Below are 12,445 nucleotides of genomic sequence, written 5' to 3'. Positions count from 1 at the left end.
ACGCCCACTCTTGAGTGGGCTTTTTTAATAATGGAAAAATCCTTGATAAAGCATCGAAATAGCAAGGGCTAGCAGTATCATCCCCATCACTTGATTTGAGCGTTTTAAAAACATTTGCTGATTCATTAGTAAGCCAATTTGTCTGCCGACTAGAGCATAAGACAATGGTGCACCGACAGCCAGCAAGCCCAACAAAACTGACCAAATCACAATGTTGACCCCTTCAATATGAGCTGTTGGAAATTGCACGGTGGCAACAGGCAGAACAACCATCGCACTCTTAGGGTTTAATAACTGAATCAATAGCCCGTCTTTAAATGACAAATGTTTTCCCGATAATTCACTTTGCTTGTGCCCTTGGGCGCGCATCAGATGATAGCCCATATAACCGACAAATAGGCCTCCAAAGATAGCCAGATAACGCAGTAAATTAGGTGTTATAAATGTTGCACCTACATAGCCAATCAGCGTAAATAGAATCGCTAGTGCGACGCCAATTCCTAGATAAAAACCCATTGACTGAGTAATTTGGCGCTGTATTCCACTGTTTAAACCTAATAGGTTTACGGGACCTGGCGTATACATCACCACTAAGCAGAATAAGATAATTGCAATCATGAGGTTAAATTCTAAATTGTCGTTGGTATTGAGATGGCGTGATGCCATATGATTGTTTGAATTTTCGACAAAGATGTGAGCTGTCAGAAAATCCAGCTAGCTGCGCACACTGGGTAATATCCTGACCTTTTTGAAGCTGTTCTTTGGCCAAGTTGATGCGACAATTAATAATGTATTGGTGAGGCGTGAGGCCAAATGATTGTTTGAATAATCGGATAAAATGAAATTGTGACAGATTAGCTTCGTTGCTGATCTGTTCAATAGTTAATGACTCATTTAAGTGAGCATGAATAAACGTTTTGGCGCGCAGGAGCAGGGTATCTGCATGTTTTATAACGCGCTGTTTGTTGCATGCAAATCCTTTAAGCTCCAACAATCGTTCCACAATGGTATAAAGCACGGCATCATATTCAATGCTCTGAGTGTGATGGCCTTGTACCAGCGAAAACATCTGATATAACTGTGCTCTTAATTTTGCATCGTTATAGAGCGTGTCGGCAAAGCGCAGTTGATTTGGATGAATGGCACCTAACGTTTTAATCATCGTCTGCATCTTTTGCGGCTCGATGTAGAGCATTTGATATTTTAATAGGGAATCATTGCCAGCGTGGCCATCATGGATCTCTTCGGGATTGAATAAAATGATATTTCCCGCCTGACTTTTATAGAAACTGCCAGCGCAAAAGAAATCCTGACGACCATTAAGAGTCAACCCTAGACAATATTCTTCATGAGCGTGTTTGTTATACGCGAAATTCTTCATCTGGGCCGACAGGGCAGTAATGCCGCTTAAATTCGGATTCTGGATAAATCTGAATTGTTCGTTTGTACGCATGATTCACCTATCAAATGACCCACAACAGAATCACTATCTTAACGGTAAACGCTTCGTTACATATAGAATGAAATTGCGCAATTGTTTTGCTGTGGCGATTTGTCGGATCTCTGGTCAGTCAAAAACCAGCTGGCGCTAATGATCAAGGCGTTAGCTAATAATAAAAGATTTCTCCTTGTACGCAATTTACAATCAAAACTCAATTTCAACGCTCGTTTGAGATTGACGGCGATTTTCACCGACGAGCTGTATTACAAATACTTGGGTTTACTTGGTATGAATTTTTTATATCCTACCAACTTAAAATGGTTGCCTTAATTTTGTTTCCCTCTAAAAAGGGAAACTTTTGCGATTATTTTTTTGCTGTAATGGTCTGAGTAAGAGAATATTCGTGTTGATTCTGCCACCAATGGTGGTGACATGGAGGATCATTAAATGTCACACATTGGCCAATCATTGGACAAGTTAGCTGATAATCATAAGGTGTTTTAGCCTTGATGAACCTCTCAATCGGCTCTTGCCAACGATGAAATGCTAACTTGAATTTACTATGGTGCTGAGTAATTACCAATTTTGATTTAAGATCGGCTGCGGCTTGGGCACTCTGTTCCGGTGTCATGTGTACGTGAGGCCATGCTGTATCGTATTGACCACATTCGATAAAGGTTAAATCAAATGGGCCATATTGCTCTGCAATCGCTGCAAAATGACTGCTGTAGCCTGAGTCACCGCTGAGGAAAATTCGTTTATGCTCACCTAATAGAGCATAGCTTGCCCAAAGTGTGCGGTTTTTATGGAATAGTCGACCTGAAAAATGTTGTGCGGGCAGTGTCACAACGGTCACTTTGCCAGCGAAGGTGTGCTGATTCCAGTCGCATTCGGTGATCATGTCGTCGGGATATCCCCATTGCCGAAAGTAACCACCAACACCTAACGGAACAATCACGTGGTGCACTTTTTCTTTAAGTGCAACAATGCTTGGATAATCAAGGTGATCCCAGTGATCGTGAGTTATCAGAAGATAATCAATAGCTGGCATATCTGTGGCTACGTAAATATTACTTCCAGCAAACGCTCGATTGGTTGCAGGTATTGGCGAAGCGTTGTTACTGAAAACGGGGTCAATTAAAAAGCGCATCCCATCTAACTGTATGAAACTACTGGAGTGGCCTAGCCATACGGCTAAGTCAGTTTGCGGATCGAGCGTCAATAAGTTTGTTTTATCTGTTGCAATGGGTTTATTTGGACGGGCACCGTGGATGCGTTGAAAGAGAAACCGAAATAGAATACTTGATTCATTGGTCGCACTTTGATGTTGCGGCATATGATCATTATGAAATTGTTTGTCACGATAATTGGCTCTGAGTGTATTGGGTGACAAAGGATGATAGTTGGCACTTTTATAAGGTGCCCGAGAGAGGATGATAACCAAACTGACCACTATGGTGATGATGACTACCAGAGCTACAATAAACCAGATCATCTATTTAATTCCTCAAAGCTGAGTTGAACTTTCTAGGGCATCCGATGAAGTTGCATATTGTTTCGAACTGCCGCATGGGGTGAGTTTTTTAAGTGATAACTCTGATGACAAAATCAACCTTCAATGCCATGCTAATACGTCGAAGTCTGCAGGTTTAATGTTACTTTTCCAATTCATATTAAACGAATAAAAAAATTAGGTGAAGACTTTTATTGGGGGATTAATGGAAAGTTCATTGCAGCTATTTGCTGCTCCGGGCCTAACTTGCGAGCGATCAATCAGAATATAATATTATCTATTTCAGAGAATTTTTTGCTAGTGCAAAAGCGACTGCTTTGTTCGGCTCTCCATTTAGGGAGAGGCAAACAGAGAGCTCTTGAACCAGTCATCTTCATCGCCAAGGTGGGGTAATGTGATAAATCTGTCTTCTTAGTGGCGTGATTGGTCACGAGGCGGGGGCAAAACATTCACTTGGCGAATCACCCAACGAATAAAACGGCGCGCATTTCGCTCTGAATTATTATTAGCACAACTTAAGAAAAATGCATTGCGATGACATTCTATAGGTTCTCGCAGTGCGACAAGCTCGCCATTTTTAAGAAAATCCTGAACATGCCAGTCCCACACTAATGCAACGCCAGCGCCACTAAGTGCGGCTTGCGTAATCGCGATTTGGTCTTCCATATAAAGCGCATTACTTGGTGTTTCATAGCCAAAGCCTATGCGTTCTGCCCAAGTTTGCCAATTTTCCCAAAATATTGGTTCATCGCGTAACATTAAAAGTGGTTGTTGCCAGATTTTGCTAAGGTTTTGGCAATCGGGATATTTAGCTAAAAATGAAGGGCTGCAAACGGGTAGAATTCGCTCATTAAACAACAGATAGCTGCCGCGTTGCTGAGAAGTTAAAGAAGCATAATAAAAAGCCACATCGTAATTAATGTTGTCACCGATATCGCGTTCATTATTAATCGTGATGTTTAGCGTTATATTTGGATATTTTTCGCGAAAGCTATCCAGTCTGGGAATCAGCCAATAATGGGAAAAACAGGCTCCTATCTCGACATTGAGCGGCAAAGGGTGGTCACTATCATCCATAATTTGCGAAGCATCCGTTAACGTATCGAGTGCCTGCATGACTGATCGCAGGTATATCTCACCTTTGTAGGTCAAATTCAGTCCTTGTTTGCGCCGAATAAATAATTTGGTGTTTAAAAAATATTCTAACTGGCGAATTTGTTTGCTGATAGCCGTTGGAGTTACGCATAACTCCTTGGCTGCACCAGTAAAACTTCCTAAACGCGCCGACGCTTCAAAAATCATCAGAGCACTTAATGACGGAATGGTTTTGTGATGGATGGCCATGTTCTTCTGTTTATCTTTAACTTTTAGTTCATTTGAGAGTAACAAAATAACGTTTTACTAACAAACTCTGCTCTTTAGTATGGAAAAACCGTATTTTATTCAGCAAGGAAATTATGCATAAAGTTAATCATATCCATCATCAGTGGTTACCACTACCGGATGGTACTCGCTTGGCCTATCGAGCCTGGCTTCCCGAAGATGCGCTCGAAAATCCTGTTCCTGCTATCTTAGAGTTTCTGCCTTATCGTAAAAATGACGGCACGATCGTGCGTGATGAAATAACCATGATGCAAACTGCTGAGCGGGGATACGCTTGTATCCGCGTTGACCTGCGTGGCTGCGGTGAATCTGACGGTTATTTAAGCGATGAATATACGGCTCAAGAATTGCGAGATGGTGTTGATGTGATTGCATGGCTGAGTCAACAGAGCTGGTGTAATGGTCGTGTAGGCATGGTTGGGATCTCATGGGGTGGGTTTAACTCATTACAAATTGCAGCATTGAATCCACCTGCGCTTAAAGCAATTATTACCCAATGTTCAACGGATGATCGCTTTCGTGACGATATTCACTATATGGGTGGATGTTTGCTCAACGATAACTTAGATTGGGCGGCATTTTTTTGGGCATATGCGCAAGGACGTGCACCAGATGCTAAATTAGTTGGTGAGCGGTGGAAAAAACAGTGGCTTGAACGCTTAGAAAATATGCCTTTTTTAGCCAAACCTTGGCTAAGCGAGCAAACGCGCTCTGATTATTGGAAACATGCTTCTGTCTGTGAAGATTATTCAGATATCAAAATTCCAGTCTATGCAATCAGTGGCTGGGCCGATAATTATCGAAATACAGTATTTAGTCTGCTTGAGAATCTGGCGACGCCACGTAAAGGTCTGGTGGGACCGTGGGCCCATAAATATCCGAATATTGCTTATCCAAACCCTAAAATTGATTATGTGAGTGAATCGGTTCGCTGGTGGGATTATTGGCTTAAAGATATCGATACCGGCATCATGGATGAGCCTATGTTGACTTACTACATGCAAGATAGTGTGGTTCCCAAAAGTGATTATGAATCGCGTCCGGGGCAGTGGATTAGTGAGCCTAGTTGGCCTTCAAAACGCACGCAACATCGCCGTTTTTACCTAGGTGATAAAGCCCTGCTTAATGACACTCCAACCGATGAACTTGCGCTCAGTGTAAGATCGCCGCAAACGGTTGGCTTAAATGGTGGCCGTTTGTGTGTTGGTATCCGTTTAGATATGGAACAACCAAGCGATCAAAGAGCCGATGATGCTGGTTCATTGTGCTTTGATACTTCGCCATTGACTGAAGACTTCGCAATTGCTGGACAAGTGAAGGCTCATCTTAGTATTCAAAGTGATAAGCCAACCGGGCAGCTCGCTGTGCGAGTCTGTGATGTTCACCCAGATGGCCAGGTCACCCGTATCAGTCTCGGATTATTAAATCTGACACATCGGAATAGTCATGAATTTGCTAAAGAGATGATACCTGGCGAGCAATATCAGGTCGTTGTGCCAGTTAACCATATTGCTTATAAACTTCCAGCAGGTCATCGGTTACGAATTAGCATTTCAAGTGCCTATTGGCCTTTGGTTTGGCCCTCGATTGATCGTCCCAACATCAGCATTGATACAAAAAATAGCCATATTGATGTGCCTTATCGAAATGAGCTGATCACGGAGTTTGAACCCGCGGCTTATGACACGCCTGTCGATTTTGCTGGCCAAACACTACGGGCGAGCGATAGTCAGCGCATTGTTCATCACGATTATAAAACGGGTATCGTTAGCCTTGACACGCGGGATGACTTTGGCCGTCAATATTTTAACTCTTGCGATAGCATTATCGACTTTAAGATGAATCAGCTACAACGTATTCATCCGGATGATCCACTTAGTGCCACGTCAACACTGAACTTTGATCTAGCGATGGGCCGAGATGGTTGGTGGACAGCGCTCAAAAGCCACTATCATATGAGCTGTGATCAACATAATTTTTATATTCAGGCCACCTGGCAGGCACTGCATGAAGATGAAGTGATTTTCGAAAAGACGTTCGATGAAACCATTGTTCGTAACTTGACTTAACCTAAGCCAATGAAAAGGAATTGATGATGTTAAAATCGATACGTCCATTAGTTTTTCTTCCGACCTTTTGTATCTTAGTCGGCGCACTGATTTATAGCATGATTGACCTGAAAAGCTTTATCGCTTTGACCAAGGTCGCTAACAACTTTGTATTGAATAATTTCTCGTGGCTGTTCAGCTTAGGTAGCTTTTACTTGCTGGTTCTCGTAGTTTTTACCTATTTTTCAAAATTGGGAAATATTCGCATTGGTGGTAAAAACGCAACACCCAAGATTGCTAAGTCTCGTTGGTTTATGATTGTGTTGTGTACAACGCTTGCCGTCGGAGTTCTGTTCTGGACAACTGCGGAGCCGTTGTATCACCTGCATTCACCAGCTAAAAGCCTAGGAATTGAACCGAATAGTTCCAATGCTGTGCTATTTGCTATCTCGGCAATGTTTTTGCATTGGGGGCCAACGCCTTATGCCATATATGCTGTGCCAGCATTGATTTTTGCACTCGCGTTTCATAATCTCAAACAGCCCTATTCAATAAACAGTTCACTCAAGCCGATTTTTGGGCGTTATGTTTCTGGTCGTTGGGCCGACCTAATTGATGCTTTGGCTCTGTATTCGTTAGTGGTTGGGATGGCGTCATCGCTTGGCACTGGCGCTTTAACATTGCTGGGTGGGGTCGGTCAGTTTATCCCTCTAGAAAAAAATGCATTAACGCTCGGCTTCTTTATTGCCATTGTGGTCATCACCTTTGTAATTTCTGCGGCGAAGGGGGTGATTAAAGGGATTGCCAGACTTTCAACCATTAACTTTTGGTTGTTGATCGCGTTATTTATCTTTGTGTTCATTTTTGGTCCAACTATTTACATTTTGGGTCTTGGGGTCGAAGGGTTAGGACGGTTTTTAACAAACTTCTTCTCAATGAGCTTGTTTACGGGTACGGCAGCTAACGACCCATGGCCACATAATTGGAGTGATTTCTATTGGGCGGTTTGGTTTGCCTGGGCTCCGATCACCGCGATGTTTTTGGGCAAAATTGCTCGCGGTTATACGGTACGGGAATTTATTCAGGTGAATGTCTTCTTTCCCAGCATCTTTATCTTTCTGTGGGTCTCCGTCTTTTCTGGTACCGCTATTTATATGGATCAGCATACCGGCGGAAGTCTATATGCTATTTTAAATAGTGGTGGGATCCAGAAGCTGCTTTATCATATTTTTGGTCAGTTGCCTTTGGGGCTTATTACTTCAGCATTCTTGGTCATTGTTGCTTTTATCTCTTATGTGACAGCGGCAGATTCAAGTACCGATGCAATTGGTGATCTATGCGTAAGAGATTATACGGTTGACTCTGCAGATCATGTCGGCTTGCCGATCAAGGTGTTATGGGGTGTCATTATTGGATTAGTCGCATGGATTATGGTTAGCACAGTTGGCGTTCAGGGAATTAAATCACTCTCTAATTTGGGAGGATTGCCTGCAACACTGATTATTTTGCTCTGTTCCTTTACTTTATGGAAATGGCTGAAGAATCCAACACTGCTGGATGAAGATGTTAAATAACTACATCAGATAATCAGTTATCTTAGTGTAAAGCCAGTTAATGAATATTAGCTGGTTTTTTTATGTCACATTTTTGTGCTAGTACAATGGTGATGAATGCGATAGTTATAGAATCTGTCTCGTATAAAGTTAAGGGAATATAAAATGTTGCAAGTGTTAACTCATCGCCCCTCAATGAATATTCAACAGTGCGAATTAACTTATATTGAAAGTGAACCGATCGATTTTGATAAAGCATTGTTGCAACACCGTCATTATTGCCAAATGCTGACGCGTTGTGGGGCGCAAGTAAAAGTGCTTAAGGATAACCCGGAGCTTGCGGATAATGTGTTTGTTGAAGACCCGATTATAGTGTTTGATGAAGTTGCAGTGGTTGCATCGATGGGAGTGGAATCACGACGGGCGGAGACCTCGGCCCTTAAAAGCTATTTCATGCCGCTTCGACCGATCCGAACCATTGAACTGCCAGCTAAGATAGAGGGCGGGGATGTCCTAGTGTGTGGGCGTAAAGTGTATGTTGGGCAATCGTCACGAACGAATCAGCAGGGATATGAACAATTGCGAGATATCCTGACACCATTTAATTATGAAGTGCTCGCGGTTCCAGTCACGGGTTGTTTACATCTAAAAAGCGGTTGTTGCGCTCTTGATGAGACTACTTTATTGGTTAATTCGAGTTGGCTGGATACGACGATCTTTCAAGAATTTCAGAAAATCGAGGTTCCCAAAAGTGAACCATTTGGCGCCAATATTATTGCAATTGGCCAAACCATTTGTATGAATGCACAGCATGTTAAAACGGTTCAATTGGTCAAAAATGCGGGGTTTCATGTCGAAACAGTTGATATTAGCGAATTTGCTAAGGCTGAAGCAGGGCTTACTTGTATGTCGATTCGTTACCAGTAAGATACATCGTATTAAATTTCGATAGATTGCCCTTTAAGCGATGGCTTTAAACTGGACCATTCGTTCATCTTTTACGAGAGTGTAATTATTTGTTTTATACAGCTTTTTACATTTTTTGATTTGTGATGTGTATTGTGTCTTTATAACCAATTTTCCACCATTTTTTTGATTCTTATCATTATAGAGTATCGAATGCTAACCAATAGTATGTAGGAGGAGCGTTACGGACTGTTTGCGCGTTATATTGAAGATGATTTATGTAAGTCAGATGTTACAACATAGACCGCTGAATCGTAACTGGCACTCAAGCGTTGCGAGATCATTCATAGAAACGGGCTTGGCTTTTATGAATGACGTTTTAAGAACAAACGCTCCTAGAAAATTTTTAAATGGCTGTATTGATTCATCGGTAAGAACTACCGATAACTGCTCATGTTAAGGGACAGATTATGAAACTTACTAAAGCAATCGCACCTGTTGCAGTGGCTATTATTATTGCTCTTATTCCACCACCACAGGGCTTAGATGCTTATGCTTGGCACTATTTTGCAATTTTCATTGGATGCGTCGTTGGACTGATTCTTGAACCATTACCGGGAGCTGTGGTTGGGGTTATTGCAGTGGTAGTCGCGGGACTTTTAAATCACTGGGCGTTGTTTTCTCCGGGACAACTGGCTAACCCCCATTTTCACAGTGCTAAGGCCGCCTTTTCATGGGTAGTCTCGGGATTTACCAATGGTACCGTATGGCTCATCTTTGGGGCCTTTATGTTTGCACTGGGTTATGAGAAAACCGGGCTTGGACGGCGTATCGCTCTGTGGCTGGTAAAAACCATGGGTAAGAGAAGTTTAACTCTTGGCTACGCGATTATGATCGCTGATACCATTTTAGCGCCATTTACACCTTCTAATACCGCTCGTAGTGGGGGAACCATTTATCCTATTATCCGCAATTTACCGCCGCTTTATGACTCAAATCCAGATGATGAGTCACGTAAACGAATCGGTACGTATCTAATGTGGACAGCCATTGCAACTACTTGTGTGACCAGTTCAATGTTTCTGACGGCTTTAGCACCTAACTTGTTAGCGGTTGCTTTAACAGAATCATCGACAGGGATCGTCATTAGTTGGGGAGACTGGTTTTTGGCGGCTGCCCCAGTGTGTATTTTATTGTTACTGCTTATACCACTATTGTGCTATTGGTTAGTTCCGCCAGAAGTGAAATCAGGTTCGGCAGTTTGTGAATGGGCTGGCAAAGAATTAACCACAATGGGCTCACTTTCTCGTAATGAACTATTGTTGTTAATCTTTGTCGTGATGGCGCTGCTGCTATGGATTTTTGCGGGTCAGTATATTGCCGGGGCATTAGTTGGATTGTTAGTGATTAGCTTGATGCTCATTTGCAAGATTCTCACCTGGGACGATATTCTTGCCAATAAAGCAGCCTGGAATACTCTCGTATGGTTTGCAACGTTGGTTGCCTTAGCGAGTGGTTTAAGTAAAGTTGGGTTTGTGAGTTGGTTTGGCCAGTTAGTTGGTAGCCATATTGATGGGCTTAATCCTGTGGTCGCGATGATCATTTTGGCACTGATATTTTTTGTGCTGCATTATTTGTTCGCGAGTGTTACAGCTCATACGACGGCATTATTACCCGTTATTTTAGCTGCCGCTTCTGGTATTCCAGGCATCAATATGCATCTGTTTGTCTTTTTATTAGTTCCAATGCTTGGGTTGATGGGAATTATTACACCTTATGGTACAGGGCCAAGCCCCGTTTATTATGGTAGTGGATTTATCCCTGGCGGAACTTGGTGGCGATTAGGAGCTATCTTTGGTGGCTTATATTTGGTCGCTTGGCTTGTCCTAGGATTGCCTTGGTTGATGATGATCTTTTGAGTGAATTGAACGGCATGGCTTAATCCACTGATCTATGTATGGATTAAGCCATTTGTATTAAAAGCTCATTTTAGCTACGATATCTCTCAGCGGCTCTGGCTCGTTTATTCGATTAGCCCTTGAATGGTCAGAGTTCGCTCTTTTCATAACTACCTGCCTTTAAGCTGAAAAACATAACAGTGATCGAGAAATCAGATGTATGATGAAATTGCTATGATTTAAACGATTGGCTGTGACGAGGATAATATGGAAAAGCTAGCGATTAAGAATGTCATTTTTGATATTGGTAATGTCATGGTGCGCTGGTCACCTGAGGAAATTATTCGCCTAACATTTGGTGAAAATGCCGATATTGCATTGATCCGATCAGAGGTGTTCCAAAATGAAGTTTGGATGAACTACAATTTGGGGAATATGACTCAAAAACAGGTTTCAGCTAGTCTTATTCAACAATTCGGTTTTTCGTCTGATCAGATGGACTGTTTTTTTTACTATCTGATGACGACTCAAATTCAGATTTTCGGTCAGCAGCAGTTATTGCAGCGAATTAAAGACGCAGGATTCGGTGTCTATGCGTTGACTGATAATGTCATCGATATAGTCAATTATTTAAAAGAGCAATATGATTTCTGGGCGTTATTTGATGGCGAGGTCGTCTCTGATGACGTTCACCTGTTAAAACCTCAGCCTGAAATTTATCACCATTTACTGGATACTTATCAGTTGAAAGCACAAGAGTGTGTTTTTACTGATGATATGAGTAGAAATATCCGTGGCTGTGAAGCGGTTGGAATGCATGGCATTGTCTTTGAGAATTCAGCACAGCTTGAAGCGCGATTGCACGAACTTGGCCTTGAGTTTTAATTGAATTGATTTGCGATTTAGTTATCAGCTTTTAAATAAAAAGTTGTGTACTCCACTAAATTTAACTAATTTTTGTGTAGGGATATAGAGGCGGATAAAGGGAGCTCAATGCGACTGTTTAGGCGAACCAGATTAGCAGAAGTAGCGCCAGAATTAATGGCTCCATCGCTTGAATACTTACCTCAGGTGGGTGATTACGACTCAGATCAATTTGTTTTTCAGGCGGTTTTTCGGCTCAATACTCATCTTGACTATTTGTTGATGCATGGTTCTATTCTCAATCGAGATACGTTGCCAAACAAGGTTGACCCCGAGCAGGGGAATTGGCTGCGTTTTGCTGATAGTGTGTTTAATAGTGACGATGATACAGTGTCAACTGATGCAGGTGTTCTAAGTGCTCATTGTTATCTTCAATATATCATTATGCTTAAAAAAATAGTGAGTAGTGATCGTTCGCTGCGAGCAAAAATTGATTTATTGACACAGGTTGTGCAGATCTATCCACTCTTTGAGCCCATTGAAAAACGCCTGCTGGTAAATTACAAAGCGGTTGATATTGTCGCATTGATGTCACGATTTTTGCCTCCTGATGAACGAATGTTTTGTTGTAAGGATAAACCAGGTTCAGTGTTAATGGTTGATGCCGTTGATTTAGGTGTGGCAAGGGAGTTAGCACGACAAGGGGTAACAACGCTTGATGAATTATTATTGATGAGTGAAGAACAACTCTTGTCAGTAAAAGGTGTTCGTCCGATACAAGCCGAACGAATTATTGCCCACAAAGAGGCTATTAGCTCACTTTTATTACAGTATTAGCA

10 protein-coding genes are annotated in these 12,445 nt (G+C 42.0%); 6 read left to right on the top strand and 4 right to left on the bottom strand.

Annotation, left to right across the window (positions count from 1 at the left end; genetic code table 11):
* Positions 1-24: 24 nt before the first annotated feature.
* From EV690_RS02350 to EV690_RS02335, 4 genes are all read right to left on the bottom strand, one after another.
* The gene (locus EV690_RS02350) at positions 25-618 is read right to left on the bottom strand and encodes a LysE family translocator (RefSeq protein ID WP_165872633.1); all 594 of its coding nucleotides are present in this window, start codon (positions 616-618) and stop codon (positions 25-27) included.
* Positions 619-622: 4 nt separating this feature from the next.
* Positions 623-1,453 carry an AraC family transcriptional regulator gene (locus EV690_RS02345; RefSeq protein WP_131911341.1) on the bottom strand — a complete coding sequence of 277 codons (831 nt, stop codon included), beginning with the start codon at positions 1,451-1,453 and terminating at the stop codon, positions 623-625.
* Between the two features lie 352 nt (positions 1,454-1,805).
* Positions 1,806-2,936: an MBL fold metallo-hydrolase gene (locus EV690_RS02340; RefSeq protein ID WP_224054878.1), complete on the bottom strand. Its 1,131-nt coding sequence runs from the start codon at positions 2,934-2,936 to the stop codon at positions 1,806-1,808.
* A 429-nt stretch (positions 2,937-3,365) separates the two neighbouring features.
* Complete coding sequence (locus EV690_RS02335) at positions 3,366-4,298, bottom strand: LysR substrate-binding domain-containing protein (protein WP_131911340.1); 933 nt, start codon at positions 4,296-4,298, stop codon at positions 3,366-3,368.
* A gap of 113 nt (positions 4,299-4,411) precedes the next feature.
* Here EV690_RS02335 and EV690_RS02330 point away from each other — a divergent pair, with 113 nt between their 5' ends.
* The 6 genes from EV690_RS02330 to EV690_RS02305 all read left to right on the top strand — a co-directional run bounded on the left by EV690_RS02330 (position 4,412) and on the right by EV690_RS02305 (position 12,443).
* Entirely contained in the window at positions 4,412-6,406 is a 1,995-nt protein-coding gene (locus EV690_RS02330) for a CocE/NonD family hydrolase (protein ID WP_131911339.1), read from the top strand.
* Between the two features lie 26 nt (positions 6,407-6,432).
* Positions 6,433-7,959, top strand: coding sequence for a BCCT family transporter (locus tag EV690_RS02325; protein ID WP_131911338.1), 1,527 nt, complete (start codon positions 6,433-6,435; stop codon positions 7,957-7,959).
* 144 nt (positions 7,960-8,103) lie between these two features.
* Positions 8,104-8,865 carry a dimethylarginine dimethylaminohydrolase family protein gene (locus EV690_RS02320; RefSeq protein WP_131911337.1) on the top strand — a complete coding sequence of 254 codons (762 nt, stop codon included), beginning with the start codon at positions 8,104-8,106 and terminating at the stop codon, positions 8,863-8,865.
* A 449-nt stretch (positions 8,866-9,314) separates the two neighbouring features.
* Complete coding sequence (locus EV690_RS02315; RefSeq protein WP_131911336.1) at positions 9,315-10,763, top strand: anion permease; 1,449 nt, start codon at positions 9,315-9,317, stop codon at positions 10,761-10,763.
* 246 nt (positions 10,764-11,009) lie between these two features.
* Positions 11,010-11,627: an HAD family hydrolase gene (locus tag EV690_RS02310; protein ID WP_131911335.1), complete on the top strand. Its 618-nt coding sequence runs from the start codon at positions 11,010-11,012 to the stop codon at positions 11,625-11,627.
* A 108-nt stretch (positions 11,628-11,735) separates the two neighbouring features.
* A complete protein-coding gene (locus EV690_RS02305) occupies positions 11,736-12,443 on the top strand; it encodes a helix-hairpin-helix domain-containing protein (RefSeq protein ID WP_131911334.1) in 708 nt (235 codons plus the stop codon).
* Positions 12,444-12,445 lie beyond the last annotated feature (2 nt).

The organism is Celerinatantimonas diazotrophica, from assembly GCF_004339545.1.
Lineage (GTDB): Bacteria > Pseudomonadota > Gammaproteobacteria > Enterobacterales > Celerinatantimonadaceae > Celerinatantimonas > Celerinatantimonas diazotrophica.
Note: the sequence above shows the minus strand (reverse complement) of the source record. Positions and strands in the feature narration are given on the sequence as shown.

What these genes read in the sequence shown, in the direction of transcription:
- EV690_RS02350 (WP_165872633.1), bottom strand. Translation starts at nt 618, where the DNA reads ATGATTGCAATTATCTTATTCTGCTTAGTGGTGATGTATACGCCAGGT.
- EV690_RS02345 (WP_131911341.1), bottom strand. Translation starts at nt 1,453, where the DNA reads ATGCGTACAAACGAACAATTCAGATTTATCCAGAATCCGAATTTAAGC.
- EV690_RS02340 (WP_224054878.1), bottom strand. Translation starts at nt 2,936, where the DNA reads ATGATCTGGTTTATTGTAGCTCTGGTAGTCATCATCACCATAGTGGTC.
- EV690_RS02335 (WP_131911340.1), bottom strand. Translation starts at nt 4,298, where the DNA reads ATGGCCATCCATCACAAAACCATTCCGTCATTAAGTGCTCTGATGATT.
- EV690_RS02330 (WP_131911339.1), top strand. Translation starts at nt 4,412, where the DNA reads ATGCATAAAGTTAATCATATCCATCATCAGTGGTTACCACTACCGGAT.
- EV690_RS02325 (WP_131911338.1), top strand. Translation starts at nt 6,433, where the DNA reads ATGTTAAAATCGATACGTCCATTAGTTTTTCTTCCGACCTTTTGTATC.
- EV690_RS02320 (WP_131911337.1), top strand. Translation starts at nt 8,104, where the DNA reads ATGTTGCAAGTGTTAACTCATCGCCCCTCAATGAATATTCAACAGTGC.
- EV690_RS02315 (WP_131911336.1), top strand. Translation starts at nt 9,315, where the DNA reads ATGAAACTTACTAAAGCAATCGCACCTGTTGCAGTGGCTATTATTATT.
- EV690_RS02310 (WP_131911335.1), top strand. Translation starts at nt 11,010, where the DNA reads ATGGAAAAGCTAGCGATTAAGAATGTCATTTTTGATATTGGTAATGTC.
- EV690_RS02305 (WP_131911334.1), top strand. Translation starts at nt 11,736, where the DNA reads ATGCGACTGTTTAGGCGAACCAGATTAGCAGAAGTAGCGCCAGAATTA.